We start from the raw sequence: 21,576 nt of genomic DNA on the forward strand, positions 1-21,576 counted from the left end.
TTTATAATTACTTTTTTATGCTCTAAATTTTTCTACTGACTTATCATGTTCCGAAAGGATTTTTCCAAATTACATCAAAGGCCAAATAATTTACATCTGAAATATCAGATCCTTTACCAATGAGGTTATACATATAGCCTACATCGAAAATAAATGGAATTTCATGTGGGGTAAGTGAGTAGTAAAGAGTGAGTCGGCTTTCTTTATAATCAAATTTTGACCACTGCTTCTCGGGTTCATTTTCTTTGCTGATTGCAAAAAGAACTTCGGCACCTCCTATAATATGATGTGTTTTAGTGCTTCCTAAATCCAGGCTTAGCTGTGTTTTGAGGCGAGTACGCAACTGAAAATTCTCTTCGGCACTAGTAAAATCAGGGTTAAAAAATTTCCTAAACTCTCCTCTTACTGTGTTTTTCCATTTCAGTCCATTGCCTTCCCTGATATAGGAATAACGGCCGTATAATCTAAATTCCTGTTCAATGGCAGGATATAATGTTTCATATGGGGCTTTAGGATCGTAATTACTAGACCTCCTGTAGCTAAGTGCGTACGAGTATTCCCAATTCTTGCTATAACGGCTGGAAATTTCCTCGTTGATTACCAGAATTGCCATTTTAGAAAATGGATTATTCTCATCTGGACTACTCTTTAAACCAACACCTACATAAGTTGTCGATTCTTTTTGTTTAAGCGAGTCTAAAGACTGCCTAACGCCAAAGGCAAACCAAGAAGCATTTTTTGCCTCTCCCAAGCCTGGTGGGCTTAACTGTGCATATGATTTATTACTAAATGTGACCACAAAAATGACCACTGCCAATAGCAATTTGCTTTTTGCAGACACGTTTTTCATATTTTCTAAAATTTAAAATTTGTAGCTTATTCCTGCTTTCACAGCGAAAGGAGTTCCGGGAGTAAAACATAATTCTGATACTGAACTAGCCTCGTCTCTAAGTCTGGTCTCTGTTTCAAATTGCGCTTCATTCCATTTGGTATTAAAGATGTTTTGAAACTGCATATTTACTTCCCAGTTTCTTTTTCCATAAGCCAAGACAAGATCATTGACGAAATAACCTCTTGTTCTTACCGAATTATCTTCGATGGCAGGACGTGAATCCATATAGCGGTATCTTAGATTTGCCGAAAAACCCGAAGAAAGTTTTACCGCAACGCCTCCAGTACTGGTAAGAGTTGGTACTAACGGAATATAATCTTCTCCTTTTGGCTCATCAATAAAACGGGCATGGGCATAATTAAGATCTCCGTCTAAATAAAGCCAAGAAATCGGTTGGTATCTCAAACTCAAATCAAAACCTAAACGACGTGTTTTTCCTGACGGTTCTACCACAGCTTCATCCCCAACATATACAAATTCTTGCTGCAAATACATATGCCAGATCGCTGGCTGAATAATCATATTGGCCGTTGGGCGCAGAATAACACCAAAATCACTTCCAAAAGAATAAGGTAGAATGTCTTTTCCATCTTGTGCTACTACAACTCTTACGTCATTGGAATGAAATCCAAAACCAGACTTAATATACCATTGCACATTTTGGTTCTGTGTATACGAAATATTCAATTTTGGACTTACTCTGGCAGCCGAAGCTTCTTTCGCCGCAGGTAAACTAGCAAGACGATCATGAAGACTAAAGGTAAAATAGTCCAGCCTCGCTGATGGATTGATAAGCCATTTCCCAACTCTATAATCGATTGAGGTATAACCGTGAACATTGACTTCTGTAGCAGATCCATCAGACATTCTATCTAACAATAAATCACGCTGATAGACATGATTTAATTGTAAATCCTTGATATCATCAAAACGAAATCCTGCTCCCGATGTCCAGGTCATGTTGCTATTTTCAAATGCAAATCTTCGGACATACTTATTTTCAAGTCCATAAATAGAACGATTATCGGTTTGCTGAATCTCATCTCCATAAACAGGATCATTTAGAAAAAAAGTAAAATTCGAAAACAGATTAAAATTATATTTAGAATAGAATAAATTGCTGGAAAACTCTTCGTTCTCGTTTGCTAAATACCTATAATTTAATGCCAAATTAGTTCTCGATGTTCTTCCGCCTTCAGTTGGATCTATAGATCCCCATCTACTTATAATTCCTTCTTCTACTGCTCTTTCAGGAATTTGTCCTGAGGCATTCCAATTTGAAGTAAAAGTAGATCCTAAAATAGAGATATATTGTTTTTCATCAATCCATTGGCTGTACTTCGCTAAAAAATTAACGCGTGTAAAATCCTGTTTGACATCAAACGGTCCATCGGTATAATTGAATTCGCCAGCGACATAAAAACTCTTATCCTTGTTGTTTTTATCTAAAAGATTAAGCATTGTCACCACTCGCATTGTATTAAATGAACCGCCTTCAATTTTAAAAAGGTTATTCTCTAATTTGTCAAATGTGCTAAAATTGACATATCCCGAGGTGTTAAAATCTCCTTTATCGGCATAATAAGCTCCTTTTCCAAAATCGATATCTTTGATTGTTTCTGGAATTAGAAAATGCAGATCAGCATATCCCTGTCCATGCGCATGTGAGACTATGTTTACTGGCATTCCATCAGCCATAACGCTGATGTCAGTTCCATGATCATTATCAAAACCTCGCAAAAATATTTGTTCTGCTTTACCTCCTCCAGCATGCTGGGCAATAAACAGTCCGGGAACCTTTCTCAATAAATCCTGCGCAGAATTTACAGGTGACATTTTTAAATCAACTTTCATTATCTTTTTTCTGAAGTCGATATTACTGATAACTATTTTACTCAGATGCACTGTATCTGCTTCTGCTTTGTTTACTTCTAATTTTTTTGCTTCTGGCTTATTTACTTCTTGAGCAAATCCATTCTGCACCGTTAACAATACTATTACAATTGCTGTAAAAAGTTTGTTTCTCATTATTATTAATTTTCTTCTACAATTGCCGTTTAATTTTCAAAACGGCCTACTATTTTTTTTAGGAATACAATTACCCACATCGATAAAACAAATGGAAACGTAAGTGTAATCCATCCATTATGCATCATAAAAATGTCAAAGTAAGTTGCTATGACGACTGATAGCAATACATATAATCCATCTCTTGGTTTTGTTCCGCTGCATGCAATTCCGCATAAAACAGCGTTGAAACTAAACATTCCATCTTCTATTAATTTTACAGAATCTTGATCAAAATGTGCAATTGCTGCTGCAATTACTGCCGCTAGGAATCCGTATAAAGCTGCTGTGGGATTATTGAGAAAAACTCCAATAAAAAACAGCAAACCTGCAGCAATAGTTCCCTGAAAAATCACTTCACTATAGGCATGCGCTGCTACTGCAAAATCTTCAAGTTCAGGCATCTCTCCTTTTGCTACAGACACTCTTGCTGTTGCTAATCCAAAATGTTGGATACTCAAAACAGCAATTACCGTAATTACAATAAAAGGAAAGGTGAAAAAGGGAATCTTTTTACGAATAGAAAATTCCATAAGCAATGTGCTTAGTACAGATCCTAAAACAAGTAAAAACCATATTAACGGACTTGTTTCAAAGAAGAAAGCTAATCCTACTCCGACCAACGTTGCATTAAATCCGTACAAACCTGCTTTTATATTTTCGTCACTAAAATTGCAAATTTTTGCCGTCGCAGTACCGATTATAGCACTCAGTAAGGCCGCGAATCCCATAAGGACAGAATCATAAGATATCGCAATTAAAAATAATAATCCTGTCCAAGCACTTTCTTGAAGCATGATTTGTCCAATGCCCTTAAGCACTGTTTCTACTATTGATTTTATTTTTTTCATTTGTGTATACTTCTAGAAATAAAAATTATTTGAATTACCAGCCTAAAAAAAACATCCCGACACCACATGCTAAAACTACTGCTCCGCTAATTGCTGGGGTATAACGTTCGAGTTTCTCTGTTTTGAAAAAAGAATATCCATATACACCTAAAAGCACCATACCAAGCATAGTCAAAACAGTACTGAGAGTAAAAACACCAATAATTGTAGAAATTTCACCAACAGAACGTTTCAATCCAGAATAGAATAATAAAGGAATTAGAGGTTCACTTGGTCCCATTACGAAAATGGCAAACAAAACTAAAGGCGTTACTTTAACTCGATTCGTAGGCATAACCACTTCTCCATGTTTATGCGAAAACACAAATACATCTTCTCCCATTACGTCAAAGTGTTTGTGCGCTTTGTTCTTGTATGCTGCCCAAAGCCCGTAAATAAGATAAATTGCACCAAATAACAGCAGTGCCCAACTTGCAACATTGCCTCTAAAATCTTGGAAAAATGTTATTTTATTGATTTGCCATCCTAAAAAAACTCCAATAAATCCTAAAACTACCGAACTCAAAATATGCCCTAAACCGCAAACTATTGTAAGCATAATTGTCTTGGACATACTCCATTTGCGAGATCTTGATAAAACAATAAATGGCAAATAATGATCAGGTCCCGAAGCGGTATGAAAAAAGCTGATGCTGATCGCTGTAATTGATAATGCTATTAAATTTGAATCCATAACCTGTTTAAATTTGTATTACTGCTTTTTCTTCCCAAAGCACATCCTGCACTTTTCTGAAAAAATCAAACATTTGCTCTCCTCCATTTCCTAGAATTCTAATCACAAAACCGTTTGCTTCTAGCTTACTTATTCCGAATGATACATTTTCTAGTCCTTCAAGTTCTTTAAAAAAGTATTCTATACGATCTTCTAAGTCGTCATCTTTTGTATTGAGATATACAAAAGTTCCTTGATGGGTAAAGCCTTCGAGCAAACCCATCGCTGCTAAGGGCATAATATCTGGTCTTAAGAGAACATTGTCTTTTAAGACCAGTCTATCGTGATGATAAACCTCTAGAAGATTTTGAAAATGAGCATACTTAAAAGTTTCTCCGTGATGTTTACGGCCGCAGGTAATGATTTCGCTTATCGTCAAATCACAATCATCTTCGATGTAAATCTTATTATGACTTTTAAATGTTGAATCTTCATGAGGCACCACAGGATGAGGAACATACGAGAAAGAAGTTCCTTTTTCCATTTTGACATTCATGATCTGCGAAGCACTCCCATCCATGTTAAACAATCGCTGATAGGATTGTGACTGCAATTGCAAACGAGCATTTTCTTTTACATTCACCTGTATATCGTAAACGTCACCGCTTAAAATTCCAGGTGATGAACTCATGATCATCAAATACGAAGCTCCATCAGATTTATACTGCCCAACAGGCATAATCCTGAAGGGCTGTGTCACGTATGCATCTCTTAAAAATGATTCCCCATCCCTTTCTTCTACTTCTATTTTTAGGGTACTTACCATTTGATTAACGAACTAAATTTGGTTCTTCAATATCTTCTAACAATGCATATTTCTTGATCCAGCCAATAACTTCATCAATTCCTTCTGTAGATCTAAGATTTGAGAATACAAACGGTGCCCCTTTTCTCATTCTACGTGCATCGTTCTCCATCACTTCTAAACTAGCTCCTACATATGGTGCTAAGTCAATTTTATTTATCAAAAGCAAATCTGATCTTGTAATACCTGGCCCACCTTTACGAGGGATTTTCTCTCCTTCGGCCACGTCAATTACGAAAATCGTAACGTCGGCCAAATCTGGTGAAAAAGTTGCTGAAAGGTTATCTCCACCACTTTCAATTAAAATTAATTCGATATCAGGAAAGCGTGAAACCAATTCATCTACTGCTTCCAAATTCATACTCGCATCTTCACGAATCGCTGTGTGAGGACATCCTCCAGTTTCTACTCCAATGATTTTTTCTTTTGGCAGCAAACTGTTTTTTACCATAAATTCGGCATCTTCTTTAGTGTAGATGTCATTAGTAATTACACCTAAATTATAGTCGTTTAGCATTTTTCGGCTTAAACGTTCTAACAATGCTGTTTTTCCTGATCCTACAGGCCCAGCAACTCCTATTTTTACATATTTTCTAGTTTCCATTTCTTTGTTTTTTTATTTTCTCTTTCTTATTTATTCTCTCTTCTTTTCCTACGACATATATAATCTTGAATAAAGTCTCTCGTGTTGCATGCATCGAATATCAAAAGCGATGCTGCAAAGACCTACAAGTTCTCTGTCTATTGTTAAAGTTTCTTTTGCTAATTTTTTAAGCAGTGGCTCCAATTCGAATAAAACATCTTGTCCATCTAGTTGTCCTAGAGGCACTAGCTTAACCGAATTGGTAATCATTCCGATAGCGGCATTGTAATAGAATGCGAATAAAGCTTCGTCCAGAGGAATTTCCAGCAACTGCGCGTACATTCCAAAAGCAATGCAATAGTGTGCAGATGCCTTTTTATCGGCGATTGCACGTTCATAATCATTGACGAGATCAAATGCCTTCTGTCTTCGAAAAATCTTGATTAATCGAATTCCCAGTTTCTGGCTTGCTTCGCGTATTTCACGCGGACTCTTTAAAGCACTGCATTCCTGATCGAGTTTAATTATAGTCTCAAAGTCATTATTTGCGGCAGCTACATAAGCTAGTTTTAAAAAGGCTGCGTCATTATACTTAATGTTATACATTAACATGTTTGTTACAAACTCTTTTGCCGAAGCCACAGAATTTACTGCCTCGTCCTGAACATAAGTCTCCAATCCGTTAGAGTGTGTATATCCACCAATTGGCAAAGTTGGATCTGCCAAATGGAGAAGACTTCCTAAATAAGTGTTTTCTATATTAGTCATTTGAAGAAGCCATGTTTAGGATTTTTGTAAAAAGAGACGAATTTCCGTGACCATGAGGTGCTACATTTGATTTTAGCAAATGCAAGAGCTTAATCTCCTGTTTTTCTGGTTTATAACCACTCGCTTCAAGCCATCTAAACATTGGCATTTCAAAAGGCATCATAATCTGATTATTTTGAATAAATAATGGAAGATGCTTGTTTCCAATTTCATAACAAATCGTACCCATTTCTAATAAAGATGAAGGTGTCATTACAATCGCTTCGCAAGGTTTAATGTTTACAACGACTGCTTTTTTATCATCTTGATAAAGAATATCATCTTGATTCAATCGCTGACCTTCCTGAATAAACTTAATCGCAATTTCTAATCCTGAATTTGTTCGCTTGCGCTGAATTCTCTTAGTAGTTTCAAACCACTCAATTTCGAGAAGATCGATCTCAAGACCTTCAATTGAATGTGTTTTTGTATTACCTATTATCTGTTGTATAATCATTATTTCGATTTTTTAAGGGAAATGTTTTTTGAAACTCCTAATCCGAATGTTGATCCATTTATTCCGGCAACAAATGTTCGATTACTCGTTTTATTTGCATCATTTCCTGTAGTATTTTCATATGATAATTCACAGAACTTCGCTTTTAGTGCCCATCCATGACCAAGAAGTACGGCTACAATTGGATAGATTCTTCCCAGATAACCGTTATAGCTATAAGATCCTGGAGTATTCATAAGCGTATTTCCCCATACATAATGCGCGTCAGCCTGAGCGATAATGGCAAAATGATCTCCGATACTCCAAGAGTCACTGTAAAAAGGACCGATTTCGTGTTTAGAGTCGGTAAGATTTCCTGCTGCGTTTTTCTCTTGATCAAAAGCAAAATTCATCCCTGCAACAACATGATCATTAAAAAAATATCCCACCCCAATTGGATTTGCACCAAAACTACTTCCCGTATTATTATTATCTTTATAAGTTAAAGAACCATAAAGCATTAAAGATCCTTTTTGTGCACGAACCGTTGTAAGACTGGCACATACTAGAAAAAGAATAAAACCCAAATTAATTTTCCAATTATTCATAAAATTCTTTTTTGAGGTTTTTATCCCTAATCTTACTGCAACAAAATGAATTGCCGCAGTAAGAAGTAGAATAAGAGTTATTAATTAAAATAAATAGTATAATTGTGCCAGTGGAAGTTTATCCACTGGTTCGCAGGTGATTTTTTCTCCATCGATTGTCACGGTATAGTTTTCAGCATTTACCATGATCTCCGGAGTTGCGTTGTTATGAATCATATCAGCCTTGCCAATGTTTCTGCAATTTGAAACAGCTAACAATTTCTTTTCCAAACCATATTCTTCGGCAATATTATTATCAATACTTGCCTGAGAAACAAAGGTAAAAACCGTTTTAGTCAATGCTTTTCCATACGTTCCAAACATATTACGCATAATAATAGGCTGCGGTGTTGGAATAGAAGCATTAGCATCCCCCATTTTGCTTGCGGCAATAAAACCTCCTTTTACGATAATTTCTGGCTTCACTCCAAATAATGAAGGTTTCCAAATTACCAAGTCAGCAATTTTGCCTGCTTCTATTGACCCAACATAATTAGAAATTCCGTGCGCGATTGCAGGATTAATTGTGTATTTAGACACATATCTTTTTGCGCGATAGTTGTCGTTTTTGTTTGCTGCATCTTCGGCTAAATGACCTTTCTGTTTCTTCATCTTATCTGCCGTTTGCCAAGTACGGGTAATTACTTCACCTACACGTCCCATAGCCTGAGAATCAGAACTCATGATACTGAACACTCCCATATCTTGAAGCACATCTTCTGCAGCAATAGTTTCAGGGCGAATACGCGAATCGGCAAAAGCCACATCTTCCGGGATTTGCGGACTCAAATGATGACAAACCATCAACATATCCAAATGTTCATCGATAGTATTTGTTGTATAAGGTCTGGTTGGATTTGTAGATGCTGGCAATACATTTGGATACATTGCCGCCTTGATAATATCAGGCGCATGGCCACCACCTGCTCCTTCGGTATGGAAGGTGTGGATAACACGTCCTGCAATAGCATTCATGGTATCTTCAAGAAATCCTCCTTCATTAAGCGTATCGGTATGAATGGCTACCTGCACATCATATTTATCTGCCGCTTTTAAAGAAGCATCAATTACAGCTGGAGTTGCCCCCCAATCTTCATGGATTTTTACTCCTAAGGCTCCTGCTTCGATTTGTTCTTCAATTGGAGCTTCTGTAGCCACATTTCCTTTTCCGAAAAAACCAACGTTTACAGGAAATGCTTCTGCAGCCTGTAACATTCTTTTGATGTTGTGTTTTCCTGGAGTAACTGTTGTAGCATTTGTTCCATCAGCAGGGCCAGTTCCACCACCGATCATGGTAGTAACACCACTGTACAAAGCTGTTTCAATTTGAGTAGGACTAATAAAGTGTATGTGCGTATCAATTCCTCCAGCTGTAACAATATATCCATGTCCTCCATGAACTTCTGTTGAAGCTCCGATAATCATGCCTGGTGTGATATTGTCCATGGTATCAGGATTTCCCGCTCTACCAACTCCAACAATTTTCCCATCTTTAATACCAATATCTCCTTTTACAATTCCCCAGTGGTCAATAATTGTCGCACCAGTAATTACAAAATCTAGAACACCTTCATCACGCAAAGCAGTAGAAGATTGGCACATACCGTCTCTAACTGTTTTTCCGCCTCCAAATTTTGCTTCGTCTCCATAAGAGCAGAAATCTTTTTCAATTTCTATAATAAGCTCTGTATCTCCTAAACGTATTTGATCTCCAACAGTTGGACCAAAAATACTCGTATAATTTTTTCTAGTTACCTCTAAACTCATGATTTCACATTTTTAAATTCGCCTTCTTTTAAACGTTCTAATGCAACAGCTTTGTTATGCGGAGATAAGTCTCCATCTACTAAGTTGTTGTGTCCAAAAAGTCGCTGGTTTCCGCCAAACTCAGTCAGTTCAACTTCTTTCTCTTCTCCTGGCTCAAATCTCACTGCTGTACTGGCAATAATGTTTAATCGCATTCCGAATGCTTTTTCTCTGTCAAATGACATCATTCTGTTCACTTCAAAAAAGTGAAAATGGGAACCTACCTGGATTGGTCTGTCTCCGGTATTGGTAACTTTTACAGTTAACGTTTCACGGCTATCATTACAAATAATAGCACTATCTTTTAATATAATTTCTCCTGGAATCATCGCTATGTTTTTTTTAAGTTTATCGCACAGGATTGTGCACAGTTACTAGTTTGGTGCCATCAGGAAATGTAGCTTCAATTTGAATATCATGAATCATTTCCGCAACGCCTTCCATTACATCTTCTCTTCGAAGCAGTGTCGCGCCATATTGCATTAACTCGGCTACTGTTTTGCCATCGCGTGCACATTCCATCAATTCACTGCTAATAAGAGCAATGGTTTCAGGATAATTTAGTTTTAAGCCACGGGCTTTCCTTTTTTGAGCTAATTCGCCAGCTGTATGCAGCATTAGTTTCTCAATTTCTCTTGGTGTTAAATGCATAATAAAATATTTTAGTTAAAAAATAACGTGTAACATTGAAAGCTCCATAACTGAGTCTTTTTAGATCAATTATGATTTTTTCAGATGCAATAAAAAATAGGTTGAAGTGTAGGCAATAGTTGCGCTTTCTAAATAGAATTTTATTTAGATAAACTGGTGATGCATTTATAAAAAGACCTGCAACTGTCTTGTTTACTGCAAAGTGTAATGAGAAATAAGTAATTTTTATTCTCCATTTAAATGTTGGCACGTCTTTTCATTCACGATAAAAAACTTCATTTTTACCATAAATCTAGTACACTAAATTGCAGCTAAGCAGTTTAAAAAGAATTAAAAGTGGATTTTAAAGCTGTGAAATAGGATATTTCTTGACATGTTTCGAAAAGGAGTAAAGTTTCGCTCCAATAACCCTTTATTATTTAATTTCGCACTTTCTGTGCAAACAAAACAACTGTCCCTTAAGCTTTTATTTAAATAAAGTAGAGGTGCAAGTAAAGGGTTGCTGCATTTTTCTGTTTCAGAAGTATTCTCAAATAAAACAAATTTTAAATCATCAGAATCTGAAAATGCTTTTTCAAATGTAGTCTTAGCTGTAGTTGAAGTACTAAAAACGGATTCAGTTACCGCATGACTATTCACCCTATTTACAATACCATTACTATAACTATTTGGGATAGTTAAGAGGCAAATTTGCAAAAAAAGAATATACGCTAACTTCATCGTGAAGACTTCTATTATTATAGGATTGTTCCTTTTGTACTTGCAAATTTAGTAGGGTTGAAATACAATTGAGTAGCACAAATCTTGACTTTTCTTTTCCAAATTTATAAATAGCAAAAATTTAACACGGTTCTAACACTTTGCTGATTAGCAATACTCTTATTAAAATTATTCTACCGTAGGTGACTTATTGACACTCTTTAACCTACTTTGGCACCATGAGCATGGTTGTGTGGTTAACTTCAACCAATTTTGGCTTCGAATATATCAAATATACCAGAACTACAGCATTCATTTTAGATAGTTTAAGTTTTTTTGAGCAGATAGAAGCTAAAAAGGGTAATTTAAGCACTTTGGTCAAATCGTGGCACAAAAATGCTTTAAAAAAAAAGATTCCTGGCCAAATAAGGACTAAGAAGTTTAGATTTGAAACTTTACAATCAATTTTCTAACTATAGTAATAAAGAACTTTTTAAGAGATTACTGCAAACCTAATAACTTACTTAACTTTGCAACTCGAAAAACCTTGCTTACACTTACGGAAGTGCAAAGTAAACAAGGTCCAAACTTCATATAAGAATTGGTTCGTAAATAAGCCAAATTGGAAAACCTACATAAATGCAAACATTAAAAAAAAATAAAATTCAACAGCCAAATTTTGCGGAGGCAATTCGTTTTTGGTTTATACTAGGTTGGATAAGTTTTGGCGGTACAACAGGTCATGTTAGCATTATGCATGATTTTCTGGTCGAAAAAAAGAAATGGGTTAGTAACAGGAAGTTTTTTAGTGCACTTAATGCTTGTATGATTTTGCCAGGTCCGGAAGCTCATCAGTTAGCAATTTATCTTGGGTGGAAATTACATGGAATTAAAGGTGGCATTATATCAGGTATTTTTTTTATATTACCTTCTATGTTTATTCTCTTGTGTCTGAGTATTATCTATGCCCTTTATGGCAATACCCCGTTACTGGGATCTGTTTTTAATGGTTTAAAACCCGCAGTACTGGCTATTATCATCTCTGCTACGTGGAAAGTAGGACAAAAATCATTAACAACTTTTTTACATTATACGGCTGCTTTTTGCTCATTTACCTGTTCCTATTTTCTTCATATTTCAACTCCTTTAATACTATTTGGGGTCATCTTTTTTTCAGTTCTAATTCGTATTGCTGTGCCAGGGGTTATGCTCTTGAAAAAAGAAAAGAATACGACCCGAGATCATGAGGATTTATACTATATAAATAGTGATCAAACCCCACACAAGACATCTTTAAAAACAATAATAAAGCAGTCTGTTGTCTTTATATTTCTTTGGCTTGTTCCCTTTTTAAGCCTAACATTTCTGCTGACCGATACGCTATTTTGGCAAAAGCTTTCCTTGCTTTTTACCCAAACTGCATTTTTAACCATTGGCGGATCTTACACTGTGATTCCCTATGTAGCCAATTTGGTAACAAATAAACTGGCCTGGCTTTCCAAATCCCAAATGATAGATGGTTTTGCTTTGGCCGAAACCACTCCCGGGCCGCTGGTGATCGTACTCTCGTATGTAGGTTTTATGGCAGGGTTAAATCACTTTAACGGCTCTTTGCTTATGGGAACTGTTGGCCTTCTGACAGCAAGTTATTTTACGTTTCTTCCCAATTTTATCATGATTTTTATAGGCGCGCCACTGATTGAAAAATCCCAAAAAAATCAGACCGTACAAGCCGTTCTATCATTAATCACCGCTGCTGTTGTCGGGGTTATTATAAATCTTGCCTTTTATCTTGGAGAAGGTATTTTGTTTTCAGGCAAAGGTATTGCTTTACATAATTTTGACTGGATGTCACTTGGATGGGTTCTATTATCGCTGTTTTTACTTATAAACTATAAGCTAAATATGCTGTACCTTATAGTAATAAGTGTTCTTTATGGTTTACTGCGTTATTTTGCACTATTTTGAACAGCAAGTCTCTGTTAGTTTAACAGTGTTAATTCTAAAATTGAAGGTTCCAAAGTGGGCGCCAACACTTACTAGCGTATTTATTCACCCGGATTTTGTGAGTGTCCTTATCGGTAATCCTCCTGTAAGAGCCCGGCACACCGGCGGACTTTAAATTGAAATCGGATGGTCGCTATCACTTAAATTTACAATATTTGATAAAAAGTATTTTAGAAGTGACGTTTTAAGTTTTGTGTCAAATCGTGGCAAAAGATAATTTACAAAACCAGAAAACCAGCAAAATCAATGCCTAAGAAGTTTAGGTTAGCATATATTATATCTTCAGGACAAAACAGGACTCTCGGGCAGCCCTAGCCCCGATAGAAGTGAAAATCCTTTTGTCCCGGTGTTCGGCACAAAAGATTGCTTCGCCAGTTCGCTATGCTCGGGTGGAACGAATAGCGGGAAAAGCTCCTAAAAATAATATTAAACATAAAAAATAATATGAAATACACCCCGGCTACTGCTTACGGTTTTAGGAAACCCATTTTTTTCATCAAAAACTCCTGCCTATTCCAATTCCAATGGTCCAGGTATCATAAGCATTCCATTTGAAATCATAACCCAAACTTCCCAAGAGCTCCCATCCTTTTGGCAGTTCATATCCATACTCAATACCGGCCCTGGTGAGCAGAAAATCCTCCTCTTTGGCAAATTCACCACCCATTCCAAGTAAAAAACTCCAATGTTCATTAAGCTTATAAATACCCACAATAGCCGGAGCAATCGGATAGCTGCGTTCAATTGTTTCTTTCTCCTGGCCGCTAGCCAGATTTTTTTGAACTGCAAATTTTTCAACAATAAAATCAGTATGAAGACCCGCAGCCCATTTCTGGGTAAAATGATAGGTATAATCAATTCCCCATGAGGGCAATGACAGCACTTCCCTATGTCCTTCATCATCTCTTCCATCAAAGACATGGGCATGACTAAGGACAATAGACAACTGATGATGGGGATCAAATGACTCCTTAGTTTCCTGTCCCAAGCAATTAGCCCCGAAGAGAAGGCTTAAACTAAAAATTAAAATTAATGACTCAATGAATCTGGTCTGCAGCATATGAAAAATTTTAAATTTAAAAAACCTGATTTATGTCTAATACCTTAAACCTATATAATTGCTTCAATATGACCTAGGGCTGTGCACTCTGTACAATTTTAAATATTCTGAAGGAGCAATGCCTAAATGTTTTTTAAATGCCCTGTAACCCGTGGTCCTGGACTTAAAGCCACAAGCCTGGATCATTTTTTCGAGCGTTAAACCTTTCCAGTCGGCATCGTTAATTTTTCCTTTAAAATAATCAATTCTCTTTAAATTAATATAATCAGTAAAATGATGATTGATTTGCGAATTAATTATATACGAAATAGTATGAAGCTTAATTCCTGTTTCTTTTTCAAGATCCGGCAGAGAAAAATCATTTTGCAAAAAGAGCTTATTGGAGGCCAGGACCCTTTCTATTTTTGCTAAATAATATTTCTTTTGTTTTGATGTTAATTTTTCATATCCCATAATTCTGATCTAATGTTATTAAAGATATGCCTTGCAGTGAAAAACACAAGCAGTCACTTCTAACTAATTTTTACGATATTAAGCTAGTGCTGCCAATTAAGCTATAAATCACCTTCGCCCTGGTCAACCTCATTCTTTTTTCTTTTAAATGGTTTTAATAAATGGGAAAATATATTATTAAAAACCCCTTTGACTTGAAAAGCATTTACTAATTTGTCTGTTCCGCTTCGGGGCATGATTTCATTGGCGTATGCCGCCTCAATTTTAATATCCTCTGAAAAAGCAAATCCACAGCCCACCATGGCCCTGTTTCGGTCAAATACCTCCGGGCCACTTACCTGGCTTTTAGTTTTAAAAAACAGTTCATCGGAAGCGAAAACATACATTTTTTTTACTTTTACCCCTAGCGTTGATAGTGGGCACACTGCCTTAACCTGAAATCTGAGGCGTTCTACAGCTTCCATATAATTTTCATCAGTTTGCATATGCCTGTCTTCGAATCTAGCCCGCAGGTTAATTTTAACAGCCGCAGACTGATATAAACTATAAGTTGCCTGCAGGGCAGTTCTGAATTCCCGTGCTTGTTTTTGATTTAATTCAGGAACGTTTTTATTTGAATAATTAGAAATAAAAGCAGAAAATTTCCATTTTTCAAACGCATAATAATGGATCCATCCCCTTAGGTAATACTGGGTTATGCCGTGAAACATATTAGGGTCATCCGGGGTACTGCTTGACACAAATCCGGCATCCCCCTGCAATACCCAATTCTGACTTAAATCTCTTGTAAAATCATACTGATTCCAAAATTGATTTAAATTATCTGTCTGGGCCGAAGAAACTGCGCAGACAAAATAAAAAAAAGAAAGGCAAATATATTTCAGCATAGTGATAGGATAAAAATCGATCGTAATTATATAAAAAATAATTAGTCCCTGCTGCTCACATATGCTATGGGTATTTCAACTGCTTTATTGAAGTTAAAACAATAGGGACGCAACGCATAAAAGAACTCAGCTGAAATTGCAAAAAATCAAGAAATTTATCCATGTTTCATTATAGATATCATTTTTACAGAAGTCCCAATAAATTTCAGCACAGAGAACAAAGCAGATCCTGATTTTAAAGGTATATTCTATAAATCACTTAGGGAAAAGAAAAATAACCATAGCTCTCCATCCCCAATCGGCTCTCATGCTTTCAGGGGCAATAAGATGCACACGGGGTCCGATAGCCAATGAAATTTTTTGCTTACCGATACTTGTCACTCCGCTGACATTCGGGATCAGCCATACTGAAGTAGTTCTGGCTTCCCAGTTCTGTGTCCATTCCCCTACAAGGCCTATACCGGCTCCGCTTTTCCAGTTGTGCGTTATAAAAGGCTGTACAAACATTTGGCTTACATCAGGACGCTCATCGCTTCCCGCTACGCTCCACAATTGATTTACTAGTGCACCTATGGTCCATCCGTTGCTCTGCTTTAGGGCCACAGCAGTGGGACCTATACCGAACTTTTTACTGGTAAGGAAATCATCTGTTCCTGTAGGGATTAGAAAAGCAGGTCCTACTCCCCAGGTGAAACCATTTTTTGTGTTTTTTGGACTGAAAAAAGCGCTAACTACCGCATCGCTTAATCCGCTCTGTTTTTCGGCGATTCCTGTAATATTATTCTGTGTAACTATGGGCAATACAACCCTTGCGATCATATTTAAGTTTTCGTTTATGCTTATTGGTATGACCGGCTGGAAGTTGAGCGTATTACGGCTTCCTTTTAAATCTCCAATACCATAATCACTATTGTTCTGAAAAGGTACACTGATTAGGCTGGCAATCGGATTGGCAAGCTTCTTGGCCAGCTCAGCAGCATCATCCTGCGCATGAAGACTGACAATAGAGAAAAATAAAATACAGACTAAAAATTTTGTGCTGAATATCTGATTCATAACTTTAAGTATTAATTACATTTATAAAGTGTCATTTTTTCTTATGAAGCATTTGACAGAAACTTTAAAAGCAGGAATGAGAAATGGAAGTTTTTTACTTATCTGATACCTGAAATTTTAATTCCTGGGAAGTAATCTCAAACTTATACAGAGCTGCATCCTTTTTTGTTTTTATGGATGCAGATTATAATCTTCAGCCATAAATTCCAATAGTGCATTATCAATGTAAAGTTCATTGCCCATCATATGAATAAAACTCCCTTTAAATATGTTGTTAAAATATTTTTTTAGTTGTGTCAGTCTGATGCTAGCTGATAAATAAGGATACCGCGCTGAAATGCTCTTGCATCTCAACAAACTTTCAATAATTTCAGCGGGTATCCATCATTAGACAGCGCCAGACCGGATCTGTTTATTTATAATTAAGGTTCAACAATATTAAACCAGAAATTGAAGCTGTCTATTTTTCCTAAAAATGTTGTAAAAGCATTTTGATCTCCATCAATTTTTATTGCTTTTGATTTTAATAAATCAGCAAAAGAGGCTTCTTTCAAACTTACTTTATTCAAGTCACTTCTATTGATTGTAATTGTGGCTGTAACATTGTCTTTTACACTTCCACCAATTCTAGGATTTACAACTCCATTTTCTACAATTAAGGCTACTTTTTCTTTTACATCCGGAAGGACAATATTAAAATTATATTTCATAGCCGTAGCATCAGGCTCTGTTCCTTTAAATTTCATAGCCAGAAAATTAAAAAATAAATCAGTACTCATACCACGAACCATATCCGGACCTGCTGTATCAGGAGATGGTAATACCTTAACTCCATTTCTTAATTCTGTTGCACCTGACAGGTAAAAGTTTCTCCACGGACCAGATTCAGCTACGTAACCCAATTGTTCGTAAGCATCTGCCAGAAGATTTCTTGCATCCTGGTTTTTTGGATCTGCAAAAACCAAATGGCTCACCACTTCAGCCACCCAGCGATATTCCCCTTTATCATACGATTTTTTGGCATTAGATAATAAATTATCCGCGCCGCCCATAAATTCAACATATTTTATCCCGGCATCTACAGGAGTTAATTTATTTAAATTGGAAGGATTTCCATCAAACCATCCAAAATACAATTGATACTGAGAGCGCACATTATGGCTTAAAGTCCCATAATAGCCACGGCTGTAAAACTCTTTATCTAATGATTCGGGAAGTTTCAGCATTTCGGCAATCTCTATTGGAGTATACCCCTCATTGGCCAGCCTTAAAGTTTGGTCATGGATAAAACGGTATAAATCACGTTGTTTTTCCCAATACGGTTTAATGTTTTTATTGTCCCAGGTTGGCCAGTGATGAGAAGCAAAAGAAAACTCCACATCATCTCCCCATTTGGCAAGTGCCAAATCAATATAAGCACTCCATTTCTGGCCGTTACGCACTTGTGCCCCTCTTAAGGTGTATAAATTATGAAGGGTATGGGTCAAATCTTCTGACTGGCAAAATGCCTTAAGTTCCGGGAAATAAAACATCATCTCGGCAGGAGCTTCAGATTCAGGAGTATAAATAAACTCTACTTTTAAACCATCCACAGTTTTTTGCTCACCCGCAAGTTTATTAATCTTCACGGTACCGTCCAGAATACCGGCCAATCCAGTAGAGGTCGTTTGTCCCAGGCCACTTCCTAATGTTCCTTTTGCATCCTTTGGAAGTAAATTTCCATACATGTAAGAAGCCCTTCTTCCCATTGTATTTCCTCCCATTACATTCTCACTGATTGAATGATCGAAAAATCCTTCAGGAACATAAATTGGTATTTTACCGCTTTTTATATCTTTTTCATCAACAACACCTCTTATTCCTCCAAAGTGATCGATATGGCTGTGTGTAATGATAACTGCCGCAACGGGTCTCTTTCCCACCTTTTCATTTGCAAGTGCTAATCCGGCTTTAGAGGTCTCGGGAGATAAAAGAGGATCAATTATAATCCATCCTGTTTTACCGACAATTAAAGTCATGTTAGCCAAATCTAGTCCCCTGATTTGATAGATTGAACCTTTTTTTACTTCAAATAAGCCGTTAATACTGTTCAGTTCACTCTGACGCCATAAACTTGGGTTTGTGGTTGCCGGCGCAGTACCTTTTATAAAATCGTACTGTTTCATATCGTAGATCACATTTCCCTTTTCATCCTTTATATTTCCTGCCGGAATTGTAGCAATAAAACCTCTTTTTGCATTCTCATAATCCGTTTTGTCTGAAAAAGGCAAATAGGACAACAAATCATTATTGGCTTTCTGGGTAAAACTGGTTGCATCTTTTTGATTTTTGTCTGTTTGGATTTTTTGGGAATAGGTTTTCATCACAGCAAATAAGCTGATTAATGATAAAAATCTGACTGTTGTTTTTGGTACTCTTTTCATATTTTATAGATTTAAATTAAATAATAATACTAAATTACATAGCAGTTAATCTAAAATTAATTCTAAAATAATAAGAGAAATAATACATAGGGGCAAAAGTGGTTTCAAATTATAATTTGCAACCAAAAAACAGAAAAAGACACCTCCTTTTTTAATGTTGATCTATTTCTACCGTGAAAATCTTCAAAAATAAATCAGTTTGGAGATATTTGGTTTGGAGCTATTTAGTTTTGAACTGGAATTTATTATTTAGGATAAAAAAAATCGCTTCATGGAGTTATTTATATTCAAATAAAAAGTCCGTATGGTAATTTGTAGCTAATAATTTATATTTTTGAAATAAAATATAACATGATGTTTGCCAATACAATTTAACCAAAATTGCGTGTATAATAGTTACCAGGTCATCATTATAAATAAGTTATACCAAATTTATCAAGGCTATGACATACAGAAATTATTACTATCTCTCACTGTTGCTTTTTATCCTGACAATATTAATGGGATGTTCAAATTCTAAACATCTGTCATGCAAAAACCTTCCAAATGAAGATGTTTTAAAAAATGAAACCTATGCAATCAGGAATGTGAATATCATTACAATGACTACAGATAATAAAGTCATCAAAAATGCTACTTTGGTTATTAAAGAGAACAAAATTTTCTCCATCAATGGAACAATTCCTGAGGATGCAAAAATCATAGATGCAAAAAATAAATGGCTGATTCCCGGCTTGGTTGATATGCATGTGCACAATTTGGCGGACATAAATTTCGCTTCAGATTATCCTACAAAAGGTGCCACTCTTTTTTCGGACACGCAAGATTTTATGCTATTGTATATCGCAAACGGCGTTACAACTGTACTGGAATTAAGTGCCAGGGTAGAGCATTTTGGACAAAGAAATGAAATTATTAAGCAAAAGGTGATTGGACCCCGCATTGCGCTGGCATTTTTGATCGATGGCGGGGACGGTTCGGGAAATATTGCCAATACACCAGAAGACGGAAGGCAAAGTGTTCGTATCGCCAAAGCGCAAGGCTATGAATTTATTAAAGTATATTCAGGCTTAAATATTGAAACCTATAAAGCCATTGTTGATGAGGCTTTAAAAAACCATATGAAAGTTGTAGGTCATATTCCTAACGCTTTTAAAGGGAGATTAGAGCAAGCATTTGTTCCCAATTTTGATATGATAGCACATGCCGAGGAGCTATCCAAGCAAAGTAAGGACCTGCGCAATGAGGATGCGCAGCGTTTTGCAAAACTTGCCAAAGAAAACGGAACCTGGCTTACTCCAACCTTAACAACTATGCAGAGGATCGCTGAGCAAACCCATTCCCTTGACGGTATTCGGAATTTACCAAGTCTTAAATATGTACATCCGCTTATGCAGAGTAAATGGCTTTATTCCAATCATTATAATAATGAAACTGATCCAAAGCGCATTGCCCGTATTGATAGCATGGTTGACTTTCATTTCCGTTTAGTAAAGGCATTTAAGGATGCTGAAGTTCCAATTGTAGCTGGAACAGATTCCGGAGTGTCGGGAGTGGTTTGGGGGTGGGCGCTTCACGATGAACTTGAACTTCTGGTTAAAGCCGGACTTACAAACCAAGAAGCATTGGCTTCTGCTACCCGCCTACCTGCCCTTTGGCTGGGAATTGAGGACAAAACTGGTACAATCGAAGTTGGAAAATATGCAGACCTTATCTTGCTTGATGCAAATCCTTTAGATGATATAAGCAACACAAGGATGATATCGGGTGTTTTTGTAAATGGACAATGGATTGATAAAAAAGTACTAGATAAAATGCTTTTGACTTTGGAAAAGAAAAATTCCTGCAACCTCGGTAAAGATCAATACAATTGGAAAAAAAGAAAAGCATACTAACAAAACTTTGTCCTTCAAAAAAGTATATATCTTCCTGAATTGTGTTAAATTAAACGAAAAAAGCCACTCTAAAATGAGTGGCTTTTACAGGGTATAAAGAATACTACTAACTCTATTTAAAAAAATAACCTACCGTTATTTGAAAAACTCTATTCTTCATATCACTGTTAATAATATATGTATTGGCACTAGCATCTTTAAATATATCCGAATAGGAAATATTATATCTTAAGTCTGCATAAAACTTATCTTTAAACTGATAACCTAATCCAAAATTTACAGAGGTGTCGATACCATTTGCATAATCGGACAAATTAAAAGTTTCTTGATTTTCATAGCCCAAAAAGTTATCCTGATATTTATTATTGGCCTTTAAAAGAATTCCGATTTGAGGTCCCGCCTGCACGCTTAATCCCTTTACAACATAATACTTTAACATTACCGGAATGTTTAAATAGTTTAGTTCGATTGTGCTTTTATAATGAGAATTTTCTACATCTACATCAGAATAAGAAAATTTCATTCCCTGTTGGCTATATAAAACTTCGGGCTGAATTGCAAAGTTTTTCGCCAGAGGAATTTCAGCCATAAGACCAGCGGTAAAACCTGTTTTTCCAGATGAATCCAATTGGTTTTCATCAGAGATAAGACGCGAAATATTTAAACCTGCTTTTACGCCAATTTTTACCTTATCGGTTTGGGCCGCAACAGCTGCACACAAAAGCAGTGTACATAAAACTAGCATGGATTTTTTCATAATACTTGTTTGTTTTTAAGAT

Annotated in this window: 20 protein-coding genes; 2 read left to right on the forward strand and 18 right to left on the reverse strand. The window is 36.2% G+C overall.

Translation table 11 applies throughout. The features are described 5' to 3' along the window. Nucleotides 1-43: 43 nt before the first annotated feature. The 12 genes from B0A65_RS01215 to ureA all read right to left on the reverse strand — a co-directional run bounded on the left by B0A65_RS01215 (nt 44) and on the right by ureA (nt 10,317). Nucleotides 44-850: a DUF2490 domain-containing protein gene (locus B0A65_RS01215; protein ID WP_074658218.1), complete on the reverse strand. Its 807-nt coding sequence runs from the start codon at nt 848-850 to the stop codon at nt 44-46. 12 nt (nt 851-862) lie between these two features. Beyond that, nucleotides 863-2,920 (reverse strand): TonB-dependent receptor, encoded by a 2,058-nt coding sequence (locus tag B0A65_RS01220; protein ID WP_083370390.1) that lies wholly within the window; start codon nt 2,918-2,920, stop codon nt 863-865. 29 nt (nt 2,921-2,949) lie between these two features. Beyond that, on the reverse strand, nt 2,950-3,810 hold the full coding sequence (locus B0A65_RS01225; RefSeq protein WP_074658216.1) for an urea transporter: 861 nt from the start codon (nt 3,808-3,810) through the stop codon (nt 2,950-2,952). 34 nt (nt 3,811-3,844) lie between these two features. Then, on the reverse strand, nt 3,845-4,543 hold the full coding sequence (locus B0A65_RS01230; protein WP_074658214.1) for a hypothetical protein: 699 nt from the start codon (nt 4,541-4,543) through the stop codon (nt 3,845-3,847). A 7-nt stretch (nt 4,544-4,550) separates the two neighbouring features. Further along, on the reverse strand, nt 4,551-5,348 hold the full coding sequence (locus B0A65_RS01235) for an urease accessory protein UreD (RefSeq protein ID WP_074658212.1): 798 nt from the start codon (nt 5,346-5,348) through the stop codon (nt 4,551-4,553). Between the two features lie 4 nt (nt 5,349-5,352). Next, complete coding sequence (gene ureG, locus B0A65_RS01240; RefSeq protein ID WP_074658210.1) at nt 5,353-5,991, reverse strand: urease accessory protein UreG; 639 nt, start codon at nt 5,989-5,991, stop codon at nt 5,353-5,355. A 48-nt stretch (nt 5,992-6,039) separates the two neighbouring features. Continuing rightward, on the reverse strand, nt 6,040-6,729 hold the full coding sequence (locus B0A65_RS01245) for an urease accessory protein UreF (RefSeq protein ID WP_074658361.1): 690 nt from the start codon (nt 6,727-6,729) through the stop codon (nt 6,040-6,042). Between the two features lies 1 nt (nt 6,730). Next, nucleotides 6,731-7,234, reverse strand: coding sequence for an urease accessory protein UreE (gene ureE / locus B0A65_RS01250; protein ID WP_074658208.1), 504 nt, complete (start codon nt 7,232-7,234; stop codon nt 6,731-6,733). After that, a complete protein-coding gene (locus B0A65_RS01255) occupies nt 7,234-7,821 on the reverse strand; it encodes a hypothetical protein (RefSeq protein ID WP_074658206.1) in 588 nt (195 codons plus the stop codon). Before B0A65_RS01255 ends, ureE begins: the two co-directional genes overlap by 1 nt. Before the next feature lie 84 nt (nt 7,822-7,905). Further along, nucleotides 7,906-9,627 carry an urease subunit alpha gene (ureC, locus tag B0A65_RS01260; RefSeq protein WP_074658204.1) on the reverse strand — a complete coding sequence of 574 codons (1,722 nt, stop codon included), beginning with the start codon at nt 9,625-9,627 and terminating at the stop codon, nt 7,906-7,908. Continuing rightward, nucleotides 9,624-9,995 carry an urease subunit beta gene (ureB, locus tag B0A65_RS01265; protein ID WP_074658203.1) on the reverse strand — a complete coding sequence of 124 codons (372 nt, stop codon included), beginning with the start codon at nt 9,993-9,995 and terminating at the stop codon, nt 9,624-9,626. Before ureB ends, ureC begins: the two co-directional genes overlap by 4 nt. Before the next feature lie 19 nt (nt 9,996-10,014). After that, entirely contained in the window at nt 10,015-10,317 is a 303-nt protein-coding gene (gene ureA, locus B0A65_RS01270) for an urease subunit gamma (protein ID WP_074658201.1), read from the reverse strand. A gap of 1,338 nt (nt 10,318-11,655) precedes the next feature. Between ureA and chrA the strand changes: the two genes are divergently transcribed. After that, nucleotides 11,656-12,984 carry a chromate efflux transporter gene (chrA, locus tag B0A65_RS01280; protein ID WP_074658197.1) on the forward strand — a complete coding sequence of 443 codons (1,329 nt, stop codon included), beginning with the start codon at nt 11,656-11,658 and terminating at the stop codon, nt 12,982-12,984. Between the two features lie 535 nt (nt 12,985-13,519). Here chrA and B0A65_RS01285 read toward each other — a convergent pair. The 5 genes from B0A65_RS01285 to B0A65_RS01305 form a co-directional block, all read right to left on the reverse strand. Beyond that, nucleotides 13,520-13,969, reverse strand: a complete 450-nt coding sequence (locus B0A65_RS01285; protein ID WP_123890251.1) for a hypothetical protein — start codon at nt 13,967-13,969, stop codon at nt 13,520-13,522. Nucleotides 13,970-14,146: 177 nt separating this feature from the next. Further along, nucleotides 14,147-14,536 (reverse strand): helix-turn-helix domain-containing protein, encoded by a 390-nt coding sequence (locus tag B0A65_RS01290; protein ID WP_074658194.1) that lies wholly within the window; start codon nt 14,534-14,536, stop codon nt 14,147-14,149. Between the two features lie 101 nt (nt 14,537-14,637). Then, entirely contained in the window at nt 14,638-15,423 is a 786-nt protein-coding gene (locus B0A65_RS01295; RefSeq protein ID WP_074658192.1) for a DUF2490 domain-containing protein, read from the reverse strand. Nucleotides 15,424-15,678: 255 nt separating this feature from the next. After that, on the reverse strand, nt 15,679-16,479 hold the full coding sequence (locus B0A65_RS01300; protein ID WP_074658190.1) for a transporter: 801 nt from the start codon (nt 16,477-16,479) through the stop codon (nt 15,679-15,681). A gap of 422 nt (nt 16,480-16,901) precedes the next feature. Continuing rightward, a complete protein-coding gene (locus B0A65_RS01305) occupies nt 16,902-18,902 on the reverse strand; it encodes an alkyl/aryl-sulfatase (protein ID WP_074658188.1) in 2,001 nt (666 codons plus the stop codon). Between the two features lie 443 nt (nt 18,903-19,345). Between B0A65_RS01305 and B0A65_RS01310 the strand changes: the two genes are divergently transcribed. Continuing rightward, nucleotides 19,346-20,797, forward strand: a complete 1,452-nt coding sequence (locus B0A65_RS01310) for an amidohydrolase family protein (protein ID WP_074658186.1) — start codon at nt 19,346-19,348, stop codon at nt 20,795-20,797. A 112-nt stretch (nt 20,798-20,909) separates the two neighbouring features. Here the strand turns inward: B0A65_RS01310 and B0A65_RS01315 are convergent, their stop codons facing one another. Further along, nucleotides 20,910-21,554, reverse strand: a complete 645-nt coding sequence (locus B0A65_RS01315) for a porin family protein (protein WP_074658184.1) — start codon at nt 21,552-21,554, stop codon at nt 20,910-20,912. Nucleotides 21,555-21,576 lie beyond the last annotated feature (22 nt).

The organism is Flavobacterium frigidimaris, assembly GCF_002217275.1.
In the GTDB taxonomy this organism is placed as follows: Bacteria; Bacteroidota; Bacteroidia; order Flavobacteriales; family Flavobacteriaceae; genus Flavobacterium; species Flavobacterium aquidurense.

Bases quoted from the DNA above. Each gene is read 5' to 3' on its own strand.
- ureB (WP_074658203.1), bottom strand. From the start codon at position 9,995: ATGATTCCAGGAGAAATTATATTAAAAGATAGTGCTATTATTTGTAAT.
- ureC (WP_074658204.1), bottom strand. From the start codon at position 9,627: ATGAGTTTAGAGGTAACTAGAAAAAATTATACGAGTATTTTTGGTCCA.
- B0A65_RS01300 (WP_074658190.1), bottom strand. From the start codon at position 16,479: ATGAATCAGATATTCAGCACAAAATTTTTAGTCTGTATTTTATTTTTC.
- ureA (WP_074658201.1), bottom strand. From the start codon at position 10,317: ATGCATTTAACACCAAGAGAAATTGAGAAACTAATGCTGCATACAGCT.
- B0A65_RS01295 (WP_074658192.1), bottom strand. From the start codon at position 15,423: ATGCTGAAATATATTTGCCTTTCTTTTTTTTATTTTGTCTGCGCAGTT.
- ureE (WP_074658208.1), bottom strand. From the start codon at position 7,234: ATGATTATACAACAGATAATAGGTAATACAAAAACACATTCAATTGAA.
- B0A65_RS01255 (WP_074658206.1), bottom strand. From the start codon at position 7,821: ATGAATAATTGGAAAATTAATTTGGGTTTTATTCTTTTTCTAGTATGT.
- B0A65_RS01290 (WP_074658194.1), bottom strand. From the start codon at position 14,536: ATGGGATATGAAAAATTAACATCAAAACAAAAGAAATATTATTTAGCA.
- B0A65_RS01220 (WP_083370390.1), bottom strand. From the start codon at position 2,920: ATGAGAAACAAACTTTTTACAGCAATTGTAATAGTATTGTTAACGGTG.
- B0A65_RS01305 (WP_074658188.1), bottom strand. From the start codon at position 18,902: ATGAAAAGAGTACCAAAAACAACAGTCAGATTTTTATCATTAATCAGC.
- B0A65_RS01230 (WP_074658214.1), bottom strand. From the start codon at position 4,543: ATGGATTCAAATTTAATAGCATTATCAATTACAGCGATCAGCATCAGC.
- B0A65_RS01235 (WP_074658212.1), bottom strand. From the start codon at position 5,348: ATGGTAAGTACCCTAAAAATAGAAGTAGAAGAAAGGGATGGGGAATCA.
- B0A65_RS01310 (WP_074658186.1), top strand. From the start codon at position 19,346: ATGACATACAGAAATTATTACTATCTCTCACTGTTGCTTTTTATCCTG.
- chrA (WP_074658197.1), top strand. From the start codon at position 11,656: ATGCAAACATTAAAAAAAAATAAAATTCAACAGCCAAATTTTGCGGAG.
- ureG (WP_074658210.1), bottom strand. From the start codon at position 5,991: ATGGAAACTAGAAAATATGTAAAAATAGGAGTTGCTGGGCCTGTAGGA.
- B0A65_RS01315 (WP_074658184.1), bottom strand. From the start codon at position 21,554: ATGAAAAAATCCATGCTAGTTTTATGTACACTGCTTTTGTGTGCAGCT.
- B0A65_RS01225 (WP_074658216.1), bottom strand. From the start codon at position 3,810: ATGAAAAAAATAAAATCAATAGTAGAAACAGTGCTTAAGGGCATTGGA.
- B0A65_RS01215 (WP_074658218.1), bottom strand. From the start codon at position 850: ATGAAAAACGTGTCTGCAAAAAGCAAATTGCTATTGGCAGTGGTCATT.